The sequence below is a fragment of the Peribacillus sp. NPDC097198 genome (assembly GCF_044762055.1).
GTDB lineage: Bacteria > Bacillota > Bacilli > Bacillales > DSM-1321 > Peribacillus.
This window is the reverse complement of record NZ_JBIWDO010000008.1, coordinates 21,187-39,916: the sequence shown is the minus strand read 5'-3', so window position 1 is coordinate 39,916 and position 18,730 is coordinate 21,187. Positions and strand designations below refer to the sequence as shown.

The window sequence follows — 18,730 nt, the reverse complement described above, 5'->3', positions numbered from 1 at the left end:
GTGCTGAGATGGGGTTTGACCGATAAAGTGCTGGATTTGACCGATAAATAGGATGAATAGACCGATAAAAGGCAAGTTTGACCGATATATTGATCGTTTTGACCGATAAAAGGGTTTCCCGCTCTAAAAGACTGCCTTGAGAAGGATGATTTTTTTCCAATGTAAATCCTGGGAATCATTGAAATAAATTTTATACAGAATTTTACGTTGTGGTAATGGAAGTATGGTAAACTTCTATCAATGATAGGTAGCATTATAAAATTTTACATACATAATGGATCATCTTTCTTTAGAAAAAGAAGAGTTATATAGGAGGAGATAACTTGTTCAAGGCTAAACTGCATTTTTGGACATTAGAGCTATTGCTATTGTCCGTGTTATTTTATGTGGGGACGAAGATTTCGTTTCTTTTTGAACCAATCGTAATTTTCACTTCAACTTTGTTCTTTCCAATACTCATTTCCGGTTTTCTTTATTTCTTGTTCAATCCGACGGTCGATTTGCTCGTGAAAAGGAGAGTGCCGAGGGGATTGGCGATTTTATTGCTGTATGTGATATTCCTTGGTCTAGTAAGTTTATTGGTCGGTCTTGTCGGCCCGTCCCTTTCACGTCAGGTCACGGATTTGATTAATAACCTTCCTGATTATTTTAATCAATCCAGAACGTTCATCGAAGATTTATCCAAATCAAGATGGTTCATGTGGACGATGGAACAGGATTATGTGTCTTTGAAAGAAGTGGGAGATTCCCTTCAAAGATACTTGACGGACCTACCGGGCAATATTACTAAAAGTCTGTCTTCTGTATTCAGCGTTGTCACGAATATAACCTTGGTAGTCGTAACGGTTCCATTCATCCTGTTTTATATGTTGAAGGATGGCGATAAGCTACCAAGCTCCATCATGAAATTTGTACCGGTCCGTTATCACAAACCGGCATTATCCGTTCTTAAGGAAACGGGAGAGACCCTTACGACATACATACAGGGGCAAATGCTAGTCTGCTTGTTTGTTGGAATTGGGACGTTCGTGGGGTATTTAATCATTGATTTGCCTTATGCCTTCCTGTTTGCATTGATAGGTGCCGTTACCAATATCATTCCCTATGTCGGCCCATTTATTGGAGCCGCTCCTGCAGTGATCGTGGCCTTGATTCATTCGCCGACACAGGCGCTTTTGGTCATAGTGGTCATCACGATTGTTCAGCAGTTGGACGGTAATGTCATTTCACCGCTGGTCATCGGGAAAAAGCTAAATACGCATCCGTTAACCATCATCATCCTTTTATTGGTTGCGGGAAACATCGCAGGCATCATTGGGATGATCCTGGCTGTACCGACTTATTCCGTCATTAAAACGATTGTATTGAATATCGTTAAGTTCATCAGGATCAGGAAAGAGGAAAAACTCGGGGAAGATTTAATTGAATGAAAAAACGGGATCGACTCTTTGAGAGTTGGTCCCGTTTTTTTTGTACCAATATTTGATTATAGGCCTAGTGATATATATTTGACCTCTAAAAACTCTTCAATCCCATGATGTCCGCCTTCGCGGCCAAGCCCACTTTGCTTGAATCCGCCGAATGGTGCCTGTGGAACGGAAGGGAGGCCATCGTTCAAGCCGACGATCCCGAATTCCAGGGCTTCGGTGACTTTAATGCCCCTTGAGATGTTCTCGGTGAAGACGTATGCTGCCAGCCCGAAAATCGAGTCGTTTGCACGTTGTACCGCTTCTTCATCTGTCTTGAAGGAAGCAATCGGTGCAAGTGGTCCGAATGTTTCTTCATTCATGCAAAGCATGCTATCGCTGACGTTGGAAAGGATGGTCGGTTCAAGGAAGAGTCCGCCAATCGATTTCCCACCAGCTTCGAGTTTGGCTCCGCTATTGATGGCTTCGTCAATTTGCTTTTGTACCTTTTCGACTGCACTTTGGTCAATAAGAGGTCCGATGTCGACGCCTTCTTCCAAACCGTTGCCCACTTTCAGTTCGTTCACTTTGGCAACAAGCTTCTCGATGAAGACGTCCTGGATGGATTCATGAACATAAATGCGGTTTGAACACACGCATGTTTGTCCGGCGTTCCGGAATTTCGAACTAATGATGCCCTCAACGGCTTTATCGAGGTCGGCATCTTCCAGAACGATGGCGGGAGCGTGGCCACCCAGCTCAAGCGATATCTTCTTCACGGTTTCGGCAGAGCCCTTCATTAAAGTTTTCCCGACTTCCGTTGAACCGGTGAAGGTCAATTTGCGAATCCGGGTATCTTGAAGCCAAGTTTCGCCGATTTCCGATGATTTACCTGTCACTACATTGATGACACCTTTTGGAATGCCTGCTTCTTCAGCCAATTCGGCCATTTTCAAAGCTGTAATCGGCGTCAGATTCGCGGGTTTAATGACAACTGTACAGCCGACGGCAAGTGCGGGTGCCACTTTTCGCGTAATCATCGCCGCCGGGAAATTCCATGGGGTAATGACGGCTACGACACCGACTGGTTGTTTGGTTACAAAAAGTCGCTTATTCGTAGTGGAGGCAGGAATCGTTTCCCCATACACCCGTTTTCCTTCTTCGGCAAACCAGGATAAAAATCCATTCGCATAGTTCATTTCCCCAAGGGCTTCTTTCAATGGTTTACCTTGTTCCTCTGTCATGATTCTAGCTAGTTCTTCTTTATTGTCGTCGATCAATTTATGCCATTTCCAGATCAAATCCGCACGTTCATAAACCGAGAGGGCAGCCCAATCAGTAAAGGCCGCATAAGCTGCATCGGCAGCTTTGGCTGCTTCCGTGGCTCCCCCTTTTGGGACAGTGGCGACAATTTCATCGGTTGCCGGGTTTTTCACTTCGATTTTTTCAAGTCCGTGATCGGACCATTCCCCATTAATGTATAATCCGTAATCTTTCATGATAAAACCTCCCGTTTCGTATTATTTTGTTCTTTATTTAGAGTGAATGTCTATAAGCTAATACCATCTGCTATATAAAAGTATAAACACTTTTCGGGAAATCTTAAATGAATATGATTGATAAGTTTTAAGAAATGGTGGTGGGTTCAGTCAATAGGGACAATAAAACGGAGTGATGAAGTGTTTCAAGGGAGAGTAAGGAAGTAAGAATGCATATGGAAAAGAGGATAGATGCGGGCAGAGAGTTCTGCTTGCATCTATCCTCTTTCTTAATGTCCGTCCTTCATCGATCTGTGGAGGCGGCTACTTCATTCAAATTGTTGTAGTTTGAATGATTTGGATCAAATTCGCCTTCTGTTTTAGAAATGACAACTGTAGCAACACTGTTTCCGATCAGGTTCGTGATGGCACGAGCTTCCGACATGAAACGGTCGACCCCTAAAAGAAGTGCCATGCCTTCAACAGGAATCATCGGGAAAGCAGCCAATGTTGCCGCAAGGGTGATGAAACCGGATCCTGTTACACCTGCAGCCCCTTTAGATGTTAGCATCAGGATTCCAAGAAGGGTTATTTCCTGCCAGATGCTTAAATCCACGCCATAAGCTTGGGCGATGAAAATGGCCGCCATCGACAGGTAAATCGATGTGCCATCAAGGTTAAAGGAATAACCGGTCGGTACGACCAGCCCGACCACGGATTTTGAACATCCGTAATTCTCAAGCTTCTTCATCACACTTGGCAATGCGGATTCCGAAGAAGAAGTTCCCAATACCAATAGAAGTTCCTCTTTTAAATAAGCGATGAATTTGAATATGTTGAAGCCATAGAATTTTGCGATGCCCCCAAGGACGATGATGATGAATAACGCCATGGTAATATATACGCTAGCCATTAATTGTCCTAAAGAACTTAGAGAACCAAGCCCGAACTTACCGATGGTATAGGCCATGGCCCCAAATGCCGCCAGCGGTGAAAACTTCATGATGATCCCAACGATGCCGAAGAAAATATCCGCTATATGTTGTAAGAAGGAGACGACAGGTTGTACTTTTGGTCCGATCATTGCCATGGAGATACCGAACAAGACGGCAAAGAACAGAATAGGAAGCAAGTCGCCACCGGCCATTGCAGCGACAGCATTGTCCGGGATGATATTGGAGATAAAGGCTATGGCACCGTGTTCTGTTTCCTCAGCAGCGGTTGTATATTGCGATACATCTCCGCCTTCCACTGAATCGATGTTAAATCCTTTACCCGGTCCTAACAGGTTGACCACGATAAGACCAATCGCAAGGGCAACGGTGGAAACGATTTCGAAGTAAAGGAGGGCTTTCCCACCGATACGACCCACTTTCTTCATGTCACCCATGCCGCCAATGCCGATAACGACGGTTAAGAATATGATGGGTGCGATGACCATTTTTATCATTTTAATAAACAAATCAGCTAAGATTTTCAGCTGTTCACCGAAAGCAGGGAATAAGAAACCGACTGTAATACCGAGAATGATACCTATGATGACTTGGACAGTTAGATTTTTTAATAGTTTCATACTGTATTCTCCTTTGTTATATGATAGCGCTTTCTTTAATTAACTATAGTGTAACAGAAGGAAGAGTCAGAATATTCTTTTGGTGATATTGTTCTTTTTGGTCTTTTTGGTCTTGGAAAGTGAGAGAGAGGGAGAAGAGAGGAGGAACAAGAAAGCACCAGTTTTAAAACTGGTGCCTAAGAAAAATCATTGTTCAAAAGGCTTGATGAGTGCGTAGAGGGTTTCAATCACAGGAAGTTGGATATGGGCATTTTTGGCGAGCCTTAGGGCACCCCCTTGTAAATGCTCGACTTCAAGGGATTGATTTTTCCGACGGTCCTGATGCATGGAGGAGGTAGCTTCGTCGGGTAAAGCCGCTATGTCCTCCAGTGCCTGAGCGACATTCCTTTCCGTCAATCCAATGCCATGAGCGTTAGCGAGCATCTGCATTTCCACAAGCGCCTTTTCCAGTACCCGGTTCGTTTCTGGATAGTTGCGTATGGTCCCTATGGGAAGATTGGATGCTGTTGTCACGCCGGAGAAAGCAGTAATGAACATATATTTAATCCATAGACGAATTAAGATGTTTTCTGTCCTGCTTGCTCCCATGATGGCTGAACTAACTGCTTGTTCAAACTCATCGCAGATCTCTTGTTGAGAGGGATGAAGCGGGCCATAAATTAAGTCATGGTTCCGGTTAGAGTGTACGACATGGCCTTTTTCGTTTAAAGTAGCGATAATGAAGGCACTTCCCCCTATGACGTTCGCTTCGCCCAGTTCATCCTGAAGTATGGAGATATGCTCGAGTCCATTTAAAAGGGGAAGAACCTTTGCCCCTTTATCGACCAGGACCTTCAAGTCAGGCAGCGCCCCTCTCAGGTGGAACCCTTTTACCGTTAGGAGGACCAAGTCAACTTGTTGTATGTCATGTACGTCCTCTGTGAATTGAAGTTCGTTAAACTCATAGTTTCCATGAGGGCTTGTTATGTTCAACCCTTGCTCTCTCAATTGTTGGGCTCGGTTTTTACGGACGACGAATTGAACCTGTTGTCCTGCTTGCTGTAGTCTACCTCCATAATAGGAACCAAGTGCACCGGCTCCGATAACGACTATCTTCAATATGTACACCTCGCTTCTGATTGATGGACCAATCATACCATTAGCTGAATTTTCAGTAAATATGAATGGTGAAATAATGACTATAAAAGAAAAAAGGCAAAAAAAAACAGCCTGAATTGTTACAAGCTGATTACTTTTTATTGATAGACTTTCACTTTTACTGTTTTTCTGCCCCAGTTAAGAGCTTTTGTTTTAGAAGAATAGAAGACGTCGATTTTTTTTCCTTTAATCGCACTGCCTTTATCTGCTGCTACGGCATCTCCGTAACCTTCTACATGAACTTTTGTTCCTAGTGGAATGACTTTAGGATCGACAGAAATAGCTTTGACTTTAGGGTTTTTCTTCAGGTTAAGGCCAGTTGCCGTAATCCCGCTGCACCCTTTGCAGTTCGCTGTATAGGCTGTAGCATTAACTGTGATAGTTTTATATTTCTTTGATGCTTTTTTTGCTTTGGGTTTTGCCTTCGTTGCAGTTTTCTTAACTTTTAAAACTTGTTTTGGTTTAATATGATCTTTTTTAAGGTTGTTCCAACTCTTTAGTTGATTGACCGTTATGTTATGTTTACTCGCGATGCCCCATAGTGTGTCACCACTTTTAACTTTATATGTAGTAGTAGCAGCTGATGAAACTCCGGAAAAACTAAATACCAGGAAGAAAGCAGTGATAATAGGAAGTAGTATTTTTTTCAATTAATATTCTCCTTTGTTTTAAAGCGTAGACTTAGAATAACAGGTCTATATGACAATAATGTTTCGGTGGCATAGTAATTGTGTTACAAAAACATTTCATTGAAAAATAAACTAGGTAAAAGGAATGATATTAATTTGAACTTTTATCACGAAATACTTCACGATTTTCTATAAAATTTGGAAGATTACTTGATTTCATAATGTATTTTGTATGAATATGGAAAAATAAGTGGAAAAAGTATGGGCTTAAAAGCCTATTTTATGGTTTTGTCATTTTAAGAGGATATGACGAGTCATTTTTGAAAGAAAAGGCTGTCAATTATATGGGAAGAAGAGAATTTTCCGTTTTAAGAGGTTAGAAGTGACGTTCACGATGGATTCTTCTATAAAAAAGAAGCCGAACATATCGGCTTCTTTCTATACTTATTTTTGTAAAATGAATTCAGAGGCAAAATCAACGAGCATTTTTTGATAGACTACGACGGATTCGAGATTGACGCATTCCCGGTCACCATGCCAATTCTCTCCTTTTGGACCGAATTCGATGGCTGGGATGCCGTACGCTGCAAAGAAGATGGTGTCAGCGGAGCCATGTTGACCGAAGACGACCGCTTCCTGTTTCGTGTTCTTTTCGATAATCGGACGGAGTAGGGTGATGTAAGGATCGTTTTCTTCCGTATTAACGGGTTTACTATACATGTTAATATGGACGTTCTTGCCTACCACGGTTTCGATTTGCTCGACGATTTCCTCCATTGTCTGGGTCGGAAGATAACGAATATCGAGACTGAGTAAACAAGCATCCGGTACTTTATTGTACACATCTCCGCCCTTTATTTTTGCGAGATTGAGAGAGGGGGAAGCGTAAAGGGGGGTATGTTCCCGTGTGAAAGGAAGGGCCTTGATTTTCGTATAGATATCATAGGCCTTTTCGATGGCATTGACACCTTCCCATGGACGGCTTCCATGTGCGGATTTACCGGAAACTTCGATATCGAGGCGAAGGGAGCCCTTAGCCTGTAGGCCGATGCCTAACTGCGTGGGTTCTGCACAAATGACGAAATCGCCTCGATATCCATGCTTCGCTAGGTAGCCAGAGCAGTTCAAGCCCCCGATTTCCTCATCGGAAACGATTTGTAGCTGGATTTTCAACCCTAAGTCCCTATCTTTCAATTCGGCGAAGGCGCACATCATGCCTGCAACCCCCGCTTTCATATCGGCCGTTCCACGGCCATATAAGTTTCCTTCATGCACCTCGGGGAAGAATTGATTAGGCGTCCCGCTCACTACATCGACATGGCCATTCCATATCAATGTTTTTTCTCCACTCCCGATTTCGCTAACGAGCATTTTGTACCCGTTATTTTCAATCACATCCACAGTCAATCCCTGGCCCTTAAGCCAACCGGCACAGAAATCCACTGCTTCATTGGCCCCTTCTTTAGAGGAACTGTCAATGGAGACTAAATCTTTCAGTAAATCGATAAGCATTAAAAAAAAACCTCCTATAAGTATGCAAACTATAATTTTATATACCCTTATAAATGGGCTTGAACCATAAATCTTTTCCGGTGGAAATGCGTTTAGTGCTTTGGATTCCGGGGGTATGTAAAGAGGGAGCGACAAACAACATTCTTTAAGGAGGATGATAGATATGGATAAACGTATAATTGGAGTTTATGATACTGGATCAGAGGCCATTCAGGCAGTTGAGGCATTACAGGCTCAAGGATATACTCAAGATGATATTTCGGTGGTTGCTAAAGATAAAGAAGAACTTAGAACGGTGAAAAAAGAAACAGGAACGAAAGTAGAGGAAGGGCTTGCTACTGGAGCTGCCACTGGTGGAGTTCTAGGCGGAACAGCTGGATTCTTAGCGGGAATCGGTGCTTTGGCCATTCCAGGAATCGGACCGGTACTTGCGGCTGGACCGATTGCAGCTACATTAGCTGGTGCGGCAGTAGGAGCTGGTACAGGTGGTTTGGCCGGTACATTGATTGGCCTCGGTATCCCTGAACGTGAAGCCACTCAATATGAATCGGATGTTAAGAATGGGAAACTGCTTGTATTGGTGGATGCCGATGCGAAAAGGGGTAACTCTTCATACACAGGTATTACTGAAACGGATGAAACGCTTACGAATAGAAGAAGACCACTTTAATTTAGAGCGTGTAAAAAGAGCAGGGCCTTTTGGCTTCTGCTCTTTCTTTTGTTTAGTAGCTGAATTTCTGGATCTCCTTATGCATTTCCTGCGATAGGCTGTCCAATTCCCCAGCCAGGGCATTTAATTGTTCCATGGAGGCATTCGTCTCTTCAATTGAAGCGGACACTTCTTCTGTGCCGGCAGCTGCCTCCTGACTAACGGAGTTTAATTGTTTCGCGTTGCCTGACATCACGGCAATCTGGGCAATCATTTCGTGCATGGTACTTGTTATTTCATCAAAGTTACTGAATGTGGTAGAGATGATTGATGCAATATCGCCAAAGGCCACTTCGGTGTTAGTGACGGATGTACTCTGATGATCGATTTTCTGGTTGACCTGATCAATCAAGCTAACCGTATTTGCGGTATCAGTTTGCATGGCAAAAATGATTTCTGCTATTTCCTTTAAGGAGTGTTCCGTTTGTTCGGCCAATTTTTTCACTTCATCGGCAACGACGGCGAAACCTTTTCCATGCTCGCCTGCCCTGGCTGCCTCGATGGCTGCATTCAAGGCGAGTAAATTGGTTTGCCCGGCAATCCCTGTTATGGTTTTGACGATATCGCTAATCGTATGGGATCGAACATCCAGTGATTTTACGGCTGTACTCATCTGATTGGAGATCTGGGCTGTAACATCGAATTCTTGTTTTAGGCCCTGAACGGTGATCATTCCATTTTCCGATGCCTTGAACATGTCATCGGAGGCAAGCGACATTTTTTCTGCCTGATTTTCCAGGTTGTTGATTTTGTCGGCCATGAGCTCTATGGCCGTTTCGTTATCTTGGCCGACTTCGATCTGATCAATGGCACCTGAAGCGATTTGTTCCATCGTCATGGCGACCTCGTTTGCGGCAGCCGAATTCTCTTCGGCACTGGCAACGAGCAACATGGAGGAATCGGCAACCTTATTGGAAAGGGCATGGACATTTTTAAGCATGGCACTCATATTCTCTGCTAAGGTGTTGGTGTCTTCTGCAAGCTTGCCGAGTTCGTCCCCACTGGAAATGGAAATCGTGGAGGCGAAGTCACCGCCAGCCATTTTCTTGATGGATTCTTGAAGGCGTTTAATGGGCTTTGTCAAAGAACGTGTGATGAAGATGGAAAAAATGGTAGCCAAAGTAAAAGTGACGATCATGGCCAGGATATTGTGCATGACCATAGAGCTTGCACGGTCCACCACTTCATCTCTATCCACGACTCCAGCTATTTTCCAACCAGTAGTAGGACTGGTTGAGTATCCGATGATTTGCCTTTTACCCTCAAAATCCAGGATCATAGATCCTGATTCACCTTTCATTTGCTGAAAAATGGGTTGAGCCGAAAGATCCTTCATGATTTTCGATTGATCAGGGTGGGCAAGGATAGACCCTTTCTCATTCAGTAGAATGGCATATCCCGTTTTCCCGAATTTCGTCTGATTGATCGTATTCAGTAACGTTTCCATCGCGATGTCGACACCAAGAACGCCGACCAATTTATCGCCATCATAGATTGCTTTTGCTGCCGTGATGATAAGGGAATTGGTCGCAGTATCCGTATAAGGCTCGGTCCATATGACTTCATTCTTTCCTTTCAAAGCGGCTTGATACCAATCTTGTTGCCTTGGGTCAAAGTCACCAGGTAAATAGGCTTTAGGGAAGATGATCGTCTGTCCTTCCTTCTCCGTCCCCATGTACAAGCTGATGATCTCTTCATTGGTCGTTTGGGTATTGGTAAACTCGGTAAGTATGGAATCAGCGTCTGAATGGGGTGTGGTCATGGCCATATCTTTGCTTATCCTGTCTAAATTCTTTTCCTTTTCTTGGAAGAAGCGATCAGATACTTCATTCATTGATTTTACTTGACCTTCTGTCGTATTTTTCAGTTCATCTGTCGTTAGTTCAATGCTTTGATCATAGGCTACGTAGGATATGAGAAATCCGCTAATAATAATTAAAGCTAAAAAGGGTATCAGTATTTGTTTTTTAAGAGAATTGAAGTACCAGTTTTTCAGACGTTTCATAGGTTTGCTCCTTTATATCTACTTCTTATGAGTTCTCTAGATATTTCGGCTTAGCTTCCCTATCTTTTAGTTTTTTTAGAAAATTCATAAGAATGACTTATATTAGGAGGTAAAGTGATTGAAACAGGAAAGAAAATATTATCCAAGAAAGGAATTTTACTGGTAGAATAATCAGAAAGCATAATGAAGGGGGAATGGTGAGTTGAAAAAAAGATTAGGATGCCTTCATGCCCATTATTCAAATATAGAATATATTGAAAGAGCTCTTTCAATCTATGACATCGATCTCATGCATTTTGTGGACTCTTCCATAATGTATCGAATGACTTCTGTTGGGAATTACGATAAAACAGAAGCAAAGAAAAAAGTAAAAGAGCAACTGGATTGGATCGCTCAATGTGAAGTGGATGCTATCCTAATTACTTGCACGAACTATATCGCCCTTTTACAAGACCAACGTATGGTAGCATCCGTGCCCATCATTAAAATTGATGAACCTTACTTCGAATACATCTGTACGCTATCTCAACCTCAGATTCTCCTTTTTACGAACCCAGCAACAGTTAACGGTACCGTGGGGCGTCTTGAAAAGTATGCGGAAATCCATCAAAAATCCTTGGATTTGGAGATTATGATCATGGAAAATACTTTCGAATTAATCATGAAAGGATTGAAAGAAGAGTACAATGCTGAAATCATCAAGGTCTTACATCAACTCGTTCAAGATGATCAAAAGGCAATTTCTGTTGCTCAATTATCAATGGTGGATGCAGCCAAGCGATTCGAACAGCAGACATCTCATGGAATGATGAATCCATTAAAAACAGTAGTGACCTCCATTGTCAGCCAATTAGACTTACAAAAAAAGAGCTGACTGGATGCAGTCAACTCTTTCTTCTGGTTGGTTATTCGACTTGAATGTTTTTCGTGCGATCAATATACCATGTGTAAAACTCGTCGGCATATTCAAGGGAAACATCTTGTAGCTTGGTATGATGTACCGGCTTGGAACGGTTAATGGTTTCGATCGATGCGAGCCCAAAGCGTTTTTGCAGTCTTGAGCGTTCGACTTTAATCTGAATGACCTTGCTTCTTTTCGTGATGAACAGGGACGTTTCCAAACTTCCTGATTTAAATTGAATGAATTCGTCATGTAATAAATAGCGGCCATTTTTGTAATCTATGATTCTCGATGTATAAATGAGTACGAAAAGAATCAAGGAAATATACCATATCGCTGGCTTGAAAATAAAAATGGCAACCGTCACAACTATCCAGATATAGCTTGGCCTTAGCATTCGCACGATGAAAGCTTGTTTCGATAAGGGGTGCATGGAGCGTTCCACCTTGTAAGAAGGCAAAATCTCTTCGATTATGGCATGGGCACGGTCAACCGATAAAAATGGATAGAGCGTATTCGTTTCCAGTTTTTCATCTCCTGTACTTCCCGCGCTTATCAGTTTCACCTCCGCTAATCCAAGCATTCTTTTGATGAGGGATTGGGTGATTTCCACCGCCTGCACTTTTTCTTTCTGAATTGAAAAGGCAGATTCATCGAGCACCCCTTTTTTTATATACACACGTTTGGCATCCGATGAAATTTCATACTTCCCATACTTCACGAACGTCGATATAATTCCAAAACCAACGGCTAATATTACTAAAATGATGGAGGAGATGGTTATGGTTATCCATGAATTCAAAAACGATGCCACAGCCCCTTCGGCATTTTCCAGATTGAAAAAGTCATCAAGTGTTTTATAAATCGTAGCGACAATCGGAATGATGGCCAGGAAGCTTAGTGACGTGAAGGAAGCTTTTAACACATCCCGTTTAGTCGGTGTGAAATGTATGGTTTGTTCAGCACCCGTTTCTTTCAAGCTGTCCTCTTCCAGATGATCTTCTTCTACAGCCGGGATTTCTTGTGAGGAAAATTCCGTTTCAAGTCGTTGGGCTTCTTTTAAAGAAATCGCCTCAAACAAGACAGAACCTTGGTCACCAGTCATTCCCGTTTCGAACGTTAAAGAAGTTAAGTGGAAAAACTTATGAAGGACGGTTGTCCGTCGTTGGACGTTTTGTACTTTGTGAAGCGGAACTGTCCGATAGGACTTGGAAATAAGCCCGGACTTGATCTGAATGTTTCCTTCTTTTATATGATATGTATAGGTGAACCAGTTCAAAGTCAATGAAATGACCTTCCATACGAAGTAAAAGAGATAGATGAGTTGCAGCACGATCATATAAACCTTTTCCGTACCAAAATTCAATACATAAAGGAGGATAATTAAAAAGAATTCCTTCTTCAGCACATTCCACATTTCAAATGGGATTTTGAGCGGGTGTAACCGTTTGGATTGTTCCGCCATGTCATTCCACTTCCTTTATCTTGGCGTAGTGCGCAATTTTATCTCGAAGTTCATACGCCTCTTTCTCCGGAATGGCGGGTATGGTATGTGAGTCGCCCATGGTTCCGATACTAATCGTATAAAGGCCATACTTCCGTAGAAACGGCCCCTGGTTCAGCTCGACCGATTGAACTTTCGTCATCGGGATGAGTTCATGGGATTCGTACCACGCCCCATGTTTCGTTTGGATGAATTCTTCGCTTACGTCATATCGCCAATATTTTTGCAATAAAATGGGGGCGATGATGATGGACCAAATGGCGGAAAAGCATTCGATGATGGTCAGTCCGATTAAAACCCATCCAATCCACTCTTTCCAGGAAAAATAAGTATCAACGAATAATAAGATGCCGAGTATGACGAGAATAATGAGGTTGGTGATGGTTTCCGTCATCCGCCAAACCTTGATGGATTCTTTCGAAATTTTCTTTGTTGGCGCTTGAATCTTTGAATACATATGTTCACTCCTTACTGTGTCATTACTTTTATACGGATGATTCTTAGTAAAAGTTCCCTTTAGGGCTAAAAAAGTCCCTGAGGTGAGGCTTTCCTGGAATACGGAATACTGTGTATGCCTGATATGAAGGGACATGTGAATGAAATTTAAAAGTGGGTGAAATGGATTTGACCTTTATAAGGAAAGTATACATTATTTTCTTTCTGTTTTTGATGTGCTTTTTTAATGGGGAAACGATGCAGGCTGCTTATGAAGAGGAATCGATGGCTGGTGAAATCAAGCGTATCGTACATGAGTCGCCTGCTTTAACCGGGGCCTTAGCCGGAATTTCAATCCGTTCGGCAGATACAGGGGAATTGGTGTATGAGCATGATGCGGATATAAGGATGAGACCGGCATCGAACATGAAACTTCTGACAGCGGCAGCGGCACTTGAAACGTTAGGGGAGGAACATGTCTTCCAAACGGAACTATACATAAAAGGCATTCAGGTCGCGAACGTCCTTCAGGGGGATGTCTATTTGAAGGGAAAAGGAGACCCAACCCTTCTTGAAAAGGACTTTGATGGTTTGGCGAAGGTGTTGAAGCAACATCGAATCCACTATGTTCATGGAGATCTTATCGGCGATGATACATGGTATGACGATGAAGGCCATTCGCCTGATTTAATACGAAGTGATGAGCAAGAGTACTACGGGGCGGCCGTTTCAGCCTTAACCGCCGCACCCGATGAGGAGTATGATACCGGGACTGTCCTTCTGGAGATATCACCAGGGAAAAGGGCTGGAAAAAAAGCAACCGTGACGATGCAGCCGGAAACGGACTATGTAACAGTCGTTAATGAAGCGATAACCGTAGTAGCGGACGGAAAGCAGAAAATAAAGGTCGAACGCGATCATGAGCGAAATGTCTTGACGGTAACGGGGACAATGCCGGAACATGGCTTGCCGACAAAAGAATATATGGCGGTGATTGATCCTACCAAATATGCCCTAAGATTATTTGAACAATCGATGGAACGGCAAGGCATCAAGGTGTTAGGTACGACCAAACAAGGAAAAACACCCGCACAGGCTAGGAAAATTGCCAGCCATGATTCGATGACCCTTTCACAATTGCTGGTTCCTTTCATGAAACTGAGCAATAACACACACGCTGAAGTTTTGGTGAAGGAAATGGGAAAGGCAGCGAAGGGAGAAGGCAGTTGGGAGGATGGATTGAAGGTAGCAGAAAGTAAGCTCGAGCTGATGGGGATGGACACGCAATCGACCATGATGCGGGATGGTTCAGGGATTAGCCAGGTCAATCTGATCTCAGCGAACGAATTGACCAAACTCCTTTATTCCGTTCGGGAAAAAACATGGTTTCCTTCCTATCTCAATGCACTGCCGGTTGCTGGGGTTAAAGAAAAGATGATAGGCGGTACATTAAGGAATAGGATGGAAAAGACGGCGGCCGTGGGAAATGTCCGCGCTAAAACGGGGACGATTTCCGCTACGAGCACTTTGTCTGGATATGTGACCACCAAAAGTGGGGAAGGCATCATCTTTTCAATTCTTTTGAACAACTTCGTGGAGGAAAAGGGAATCAGGGACATCCAAGATAAAATAGTGGTATGGCTAGCGGAACAGGAAGATCTGTTAGAAAGAGAGCGTTGATATTCGTTTAAAAACATATGCTTGTAATTCAAAAAAATCCGCGATGAGAAGATCTGCTTCCACCAATTCATTGACAGTCGCAAAACCAAATGGACAGCTGACGGCCACTAATCCATTTTCCTTTGCAGCTTCGATATCGGACTTTCGGTCGCCAACCAGGATGGCTTCTTCAATGTTATAGTTTCTCAACAACATGTGAACTAAATCCGTTTTCGAGCCTTTCAATGACCTTTCGATACTGTAAATGTCCGTAAGGTATTCATGCAGATGAAAATATGTACAGATTTCTTCCAAATACTTTTCAAGTCCGTTGCTGGCTATGAATATTGGAATACCTTGTTGTTTAAAGACTGACAAGGTCTCGATGACGTTTGGGTAAAGCTGACCTTTTCCTTCTTTGATCTCTTGATTCAAACATTCAAGAAAGAGTCGGTCGGCTTGATTCCGAATAGACTCGGCGTGATTTGGCAATAAGGTTTCCCATACGACCTTTAGTGGAACCCCCATGATTTTTTGGTATGTGGCAAGAGGGGCTTCTCCCTGCCAATTTCCTTCTGACCGAAGGACTTTGAACGTTCTTTCAAGTGATGAACCTAAAATCCTATTGGTTTGAAACAGGGTGCCGTCCATGTCGAAGATGACGGCAAAGGGAATGGAATTCATATTTTGTACCTTCTTTCAATTTTTTTGCGCGCCCAAGGAGGGTTTCTTGGGAGGGTGTAGAGAAATATATAGGAAGAGGAGGGGTTTGATGAATTTCCCAACAATTCGTGGCCAGCACACGATTTCCCAACTTATTGCTGAAATCCAGAATTCCCCTGGAAACCGAAGGCCATATTTAGTTGCCATAGATGGTCGCGGTGGTTCGGGGAAAAGTACCCTTGCTGCCTATATAAAAGCTCATTGTCAGGATGTCACAATTGTTCATATGGATGATTTCTATTTTCCTTCTTCTCAAAGGGCCCAGTTGCCTCCAGTCGGGAATTTGATTGGTGTGAACTACGATTGGTCCCGTGTCTTCAGTCAAGTTTTGGAACCGCTTACCTCAGGGAAAGAAGCGGTCTACCAACGTTATGATTGGGAATCGGATGCAATGGCTGAGTGGCATACCATCCCAGTGGGTGGGACTGTCATCATTGAAGGCACATACTCTACTCGCTATGAATTGGCTGCCTTCTATAATTTTACCATTTGGGTGGAGTGCCCCCGGGAGAAACGATTAGACCGTGGAATTGAGCGTGATGGGGAAGAGATGCGTTCCATGTGGGAAGATAACTGGATGGTCTATGAAGATCTCTATGTCGATGCACATCTTCCACGAGATAGGGTCAACCTGATTGTGGATGGAACGAGATGAATAGAGTCTCGTTCCTTTCCTTTCTCGCGGATGAAGGTCTTGTACCCCGCGTCCATTTCCCCTAGCTATCCTTCATCGATTCCGGTTTTTGTCATAGAATAGGAAGGATGAGGCTGCTTTTCATTGTAAGGGTTTACCTGTAAAATTCATATTGAATATTAATATTTAGATAAATTTCTCTAAGAGACAGAGATAATGGAGGAGAAGTATGTTTACTAATGATGAACAAGCTGGTGTATATAAAGCGATTTATAGCCGGAGGGATATCCGGAGTTTTTTACCCGATCCCATCTCAAAGGATACCTTGCATAAGATTTTGGAGGCGGGACATCATGCACCGTCTGTTGGGTTCATGCAACCATGGAGTTTCATTGTCGTTTCGGACCAGGAGATTAAAGAGCGGTTGGCCTGGGCCGCGGATAAGGAAAGAAGGGCGCTTGCGGTTCATTATGAAGGGGAAAAAGAAAACAAGTTTCTTAGTTTGAAAGTAGAAGGCTTGAAGGAAGCCCCCTATACGATTTGTGTGACCTGTGATCCGACGCGGGGTGGATCTCATGTGCTTGGACGCAACTCCATTCCTGAAACGGATATTTTATCGACGGCCTGTGCCATTCAGAATATGTGGTTAGCCGCCTGTGCGGAAGGGTTGGCGATGGGCTGGGTCAGTTTTTACAAGAAGAATGATATCCGGGACATTTTGGATATCCCTCCACACGTGGAGCCTGTCGCGCTCATGTCTGTTGGCTATACCGATCAATATCCCGATAAACCGATTCTTGAAACGGCCAATTGGGAAAAGAGACGGTCGATGGATGATTTGATTTTTAAAGATAAGTGGGGCCAAAACTAGACCTTGTAAGGATCTTGTAGAAAGCTGGTGTTTCGTTTTGTATATCTATCGAGGCGAGGAAATAAAAAGAATCGATCGAACTGCAGCGGATCATGGACTTGAAACGTTTACGCTGATGGAAAATGCGGGACGGGCTTTATTTGAAGCCATTGTCAAAAATGTGAGCAAATCGCAGCGAATCTTGATTCTTGCGGGAAAAGGGAACAATGGCGGAGATGGAGTGGTTCTCGCCCGTTATTTAAAGCAACATGGTTTCATATGTGAGCTCGCTATCCCACTAGGGGAACCTGTTTCTGAGACTGCAGAGCGCCACTACCGCTATTATCTCCACTGCGGATTTGAGGTATCGGAAATCAGTGAGGATTATGATGTGTTGATAGATGCGCTGCTTGGGGTCGGAGCGAGGTTGCCACTCCGTAATGATATCGAACAGCTGATTGATTGGATGAATGAGCAAGAGGCCGTTCGGATGGCAATCGATATTCCGACAGGCGTTTTGGCGGATACCGGTGAAGTGGAAAAGGCTATAAAGGCTGACCGAACATTCACGCTCCACGGGTACAAACCATCGGCGTTTCTCGAAGGAAGTGTCGAGTATTATGGTCAGACCGAAGTGCTCGATATTGGCTTGCCACAGACATCCAATTGGCAAGTATGGACCAAAGGGGATATTGCCGCAAGCTTCCCGAAGCGAAATAGTGCCTCGCATAAGGGGACATTCGGGACGGGACTGTTGATAGCGGGTACGGATGAAATGCCGGGAAGTGCCATGCTGGCGAGCCTTGCCGCGATGCGGAGTGGAATCGGGAAACTGACTGTGGCGACAACAAGGTTCGCTTCAGCAATTATCGCGAGCCGGGTGCCGGAATGTACATTTTTACATGATGGACTGGAAAAGGTAGCGGCTGGAGCGATGCCTAAAGGGATAAGGGGAGTGGCAATCGGCCCAGGATTGGATAATGAGGAAAAAATCGAACGGGCGTTACATGAAGTAATGAAAAGGGACCTGCCGATCATTATCGATGCAGGAGCCCTTAAGAAACGCGACTATCCCATGCGTGAAGCGATGACGATCGTCACGCCCCATCCTGGTGAGTTCAGTAAAATGACGGGTCTTCCGACGAAGGAAATCCAGAAAGACCGCCTGCGCCTCGCATCTGAATATGCGATCTCGAATAAGGTGACCGTTGTACTCAAAGGAAGAAATACGGTGATGGCGTTTCCCGATGGCGATGTATGGGTGAATTCGACCGGCAATGATGGACTTGCCAAAGGCGGGACAGGTGATACCTTGACTGGGATGATCCTTGCATTTATCTCATTCTATGAAGATAAGAAAGCGGCCGTGGCCAATGCTGTATACTGTCACGGGGTAAGCGCGGAGCAATGGAGTGAAACGAGGGCGAAGAGCAGTCTGCTCGCAAGTGATGTGAGTGAAAACTTGGCCTATGTGTTGAAGGAATTCGAATAGGCACTCGCTGATGGACGACATGAAGTGAGTGCTCGATAACAATAAAATAAAAAGAAAGTACCATGAAAAGGTAGGGAATCAAA

The 18,730-nt window shown here is 43.7% G+C and carries 16 protein-coding genes; 7 read left to right on the top strand and 9 right to left on the bottom strand.

Annotated features, from left to right (window positions below; translation table 11 throughout):
• Positions 1-323 precede the first annotated feature (323 nt).
• Entirely contained in the window at positions 324-1,430 is a 1,107-nt protein-coding gene (locus tag ACIQXQ_RS15050; protein ID WP_402871952.1) for an AI-2E family transporter, read from the top strand.
• A 56-nt stretch (positions 1,431-1,486) separates the two neighbouring features.
• Here ACIQXQ_RS15050 and ACIQXQ_RS15045 read toward each other — a convergent pair whose 3' ends face one another.
• The 5 genes from ACIQXQ_RS15045 to ACIQXQ_RS15025 all read right to left on the bottom strand — a co-directional run bounded on the left by ACIQXQ_RS15045 (position 1,487) and on the right by ACIQXQ_RS15025 (position 7,735).
• Positions 1,487-2,905 (bottom strand): NAD-dependent succinate-semialdehyde dehydrogenase, encoded by a 1,419-nt coding sequence (locus tag ACIQXQ_RS15045; RefSeq protein ID WP_402871949.1) that lies wholly within the window; start codon positions 2,903-2,905, stop codon positions 1,487-1,489.
• 283 nt (positions 2,906-3,188) lie between these two features.
• Positions 3,189-4,457 (bottom strand): dicarboxylate/amino acid:cation symporter, encoded by a 1,269-nt coding sequence (locus ACIQXQ_RS15040; RefSeq protein ID WP_402958484.1) that lies wholly within the window; start codon positions 4,455-4,457, stop codon positions 3,189-3,191.
• Positions 4,458-4,643: 186 nt separating this feature from the next.
• Positions 4,644-5,555: a ketopantoate reductase family protein gene (locus tag ACIQXQ_RS15035; protein ID WP_402871943.1), complete on the bottom strand. Its 912-nt coding sequence runs from the start codon at positions 5,553-5,555 to the stop codon at positions 4,644-4,646.
• Positions 5,556-5,692: 137 nt separating this feature from the next.
• Complete coding sequence (locus tag ACIQXQ_RS15030) at positions 5,693-6,244, bottom strand: 3D domain-containing protein (RefSeq protein WP_402871940.1); 552 nt, start codon at positions 6,242-6,244, stop codon at positions 5,693-5,695.
• A 423-nt stretch (positions 6,245-6,667) separates the two neighbouring features.
• Positions 6,668-7,735 carry a M20 family metallopeptidase gene (locus ACIQXQ_RS15025; protein WP_402958482.1) on the bottom strand — a complete coding sequence of 356 codons (1,068 nt, stop codon included), beginning with the start codon at positions 7,733-7,735 and terminating at the stop codon, positions 6,668-6,670.
• A 163-nt stretch (positions 7,736-7,898) separates the two neighbouring features.
• On the opposite strand from ACIQXQ_RS15025, the gene ACIQXQ_RS15020 reads away from it, so the two are divergent.
• The gene (locus ACIQXQ_RS15020; RefSeq protein ID WP_402871935.1) at positions 7,899-8,405 is read left to right on the top strand and encodes a YflT domain-containing protein; all 507 of its coding nucleotides are present in this window, start codon (positions 7,899-7,901) and stop codon (positions 8,403-8,405) included.
• 52 nt (positions 8,406-8,457) lie between these two features.
• Here the strand turns inward: ACIQXQ_RS15020 and ACIQXQ_RS15015 are convergent, their stop codons facing one another.
• Positions 8,458-10,449: a methyl-accepting chemotaxis protein gene (locus ACIQXQ_RS15015; RefSeq protein WP_402958480.1), complete on the bottom strand. Its 1,992-nt coding sequence runs from the start codon at positions 10,447-10,449 to the stop codon at positions 8,458-8,460.
• A 202-nt stretch (positions 10,450-10,651) separates the two neighbouring features.
• Between ACIQXQ_RS15015 and ACIQXQ_RS15010 the strand changes: the two genes are divergently transcribed.
• Positions 10,652-11,323 (top strand): aspartate/glutamate racemase family protein, encoded by a 672-nt coding sequence (locus ACIQXQ_RS15010; RefSeq protein WP_402871929.1) that lies wholly within the window; start codon positions 10,652-10,654, stop codon positions 11,321-11,323.
• Between the two features lie 31 nt (positions 11,324-11,354).
• Here the strand turns inward: ACIQXQ_RS15010 and ACIQXQ_RS15005 are convergent, their stop codons facing one another.
• Together ACIQXQ_RS15005 and ACIQXQ_RS15000 are read right to left on the bottom strand one after the other, a co-directional pair.
• Positions 11,355-12,815, bottom strand: coding sequence for a PH domain-containing protein (locus ACIQXQ_RS15005; RefSeq protein ID WP_402958478.1), 1,461 nt, complete (start codon positions 12,813-12,815; stop codon positions 11,355-11,357).
• Between the two features lies 1 nt (position 12,816).
• Complete coding sequence (locus ACIQXQ_RS15000) at positions 12,817-13,311, bottom strand: PH domain-containing protein (protein WP_402871923.1); 495 nt, start codon at positions 13,309-13,311, stop codon at positions 12,817-12,819.
• A gap of 236 nt (positions 13,312-13,547) precedes the next feature.
• Here ACIQXQ_RS15000 and dacB point away from each other — a divergent pair, with 236 nt between their 5' ends.
• A complete protein-coding gene (gene dacB, locus ACIQXQ_RS14995) occupies positions 13,548-14,969 on the top strand; it encodes a D-alanyl-D-alanine carboxypeptidase/D-alanyl-D-alanine endopeptidase (RefSeq protein WP_402958476.1) in 1,422 nt (473 codons plus the stop codon).
• Here the strand turns inward: dacB and ACIQXQ_RS14990 are convergent.
• Positions 14,952-15,632: an HAD-IA family hydrolase gene (locus ACIQXQ_RS14990; protein ID WP_402958474.1), complete on the bottom strand. Its 681-nt coding sequence runs from the start codon at positions 15,630-15,632 to the stop codon at positions 14,952-14,954. The genes dacB and ACIQXQ_RS14990 overlap by 18 nt on opposite strands.
• 88 nt (positions 15,633-15,720) lie before the next feature.
• On the opposite strand from ACIQXQ_RS14990, the gene ACIQXQ_RS14985 reads away from it, so the two are divergent.
• From ACIQXQ_RS14985 to ACIQXQ_RS14975, 3 genes are all read left to right on the top strand, one after another.
• Positions 15,721-16,326, top strand: coding sequence for a uridine kinase family protein (locus ACIQXQ_RS14985; RefSeq protein WP_402871917.1), 606 nt, complete (start codon positions 15,721-15,723; stop codon positions 16,324-16,326).
• 208 nt (positions 16,327-16,534) lie between these two features.
• Positions 16,535-17,176 (top strand): 5,6-dimethylbenzimidazole synthase, encoded by a 642-nt coding sequence (gene bluB / locus ACIQXQ_RS14980; protein ID WP_402871915.1) that lies wholly within the window; start codon positions 16,535-16,537, stop codon positions 17,174-17,176.
• A 37-nt stretch (positions 17,177-17,213) separates the two neighbouring features.
• Complete coding sequence (locus ACIQXQ_RS14975) at positions 17,214-18,647, top strand: NAD(P)H-hydrate dehydratase (RefSeq protein ID WP_402958472.1); 1,434 nt, start codon at positions 17,214-17,216, stop codon at positions 18,645-18,647.
• The last annotated feature ends 83 nt before the right edge of the window (positions 18,648-18,730 follow it).

What these genes read in the sequence shown, in the direction of transcription:
- ACIQXQ_RS14985 (WP_402871917.1), top strand. Translation starts at nt 15,721, where the DNA reads ATGAATTTCCCAACAATTCGTGGCCAGCACACGATTTCCCAACTTATT.
- dacB (WP_402958476.1), top strand. Translation starts at nt 13,548, where the DNA reads ATGCAGGCTGCTTATGAAGAGGAATCGATGGCTGGTGAAATCAAGCGT.
- bluB (WP_402871915.1), top strand. Translation starts at nt 16,535, where the DNA reads ATGTTTACTAATGATGAACAAGCTGGTGTATATAAAGCGATTTATAGC.
- ACIQXQ_RS14990 (WP_402958474.1), bottom strand. Translation starts at nt 15,632, where the DNA reads ATGAATTCCATTCCCTTTGCCGTCATCTTCGACATGGACGGCACCCTG.
- ACIQXQ_RS15000 (WP_402871923.1), bottom strand. Translation starts at nt 13,311, where the DNA reads ATGTATTCAAAGATTCAAGCGCCAACAAAGAAAATTTCGAAAGAATCC.
- ACIQXQ_RS15015 (WP_402958480.1), bottom strand. Translation starts at nt 10,449, where the DNA reads ATGAAACGTCTGAAAAACTGGTACTTCAATTCTCTTAAAAAACAAATA.
- ACIQXQ_RS15005 (WP_402958478.1), bottom strand. Translation starts at nt 12,815, where the DNA reads ATGGCGGAACAATCCAAACGGTTACACCCGCTCAAAATCCCATTTGAA.
- ACIQXQ_RS15040 (WP_402958484.1), bottom strand. Translation starts at nt 4,457, where the DNA reads ATGAAACTATTAAAAAATCTAACTGTCCAAGTCATCATAGGTATCATT.
- ACIQXQ_RS15025 (WP_402958482.1), bottom strand. Translation starts at nt 7,735, where the DNA reads ATGCTTATCGATTTACTGAAAGATTTAGTCTCCATTGACAGTTCCTCT.
- ACIQXQ_RS15020 (WP_402871935.1), top strand. Translation starts at nt 7,899, where the DNA reads ATGGATAAACGTATAATTGGAGTTTATGATACTGGATCAGAGGCCATT.
- ACIQXQ_RS15045 (WP_402871949.1), bottom strand. Translation starts at nt 2,905, where the DNA reads ATGAAAGATTACGGATTATACATTAATGGGGAATGGTCCGATCACGGA.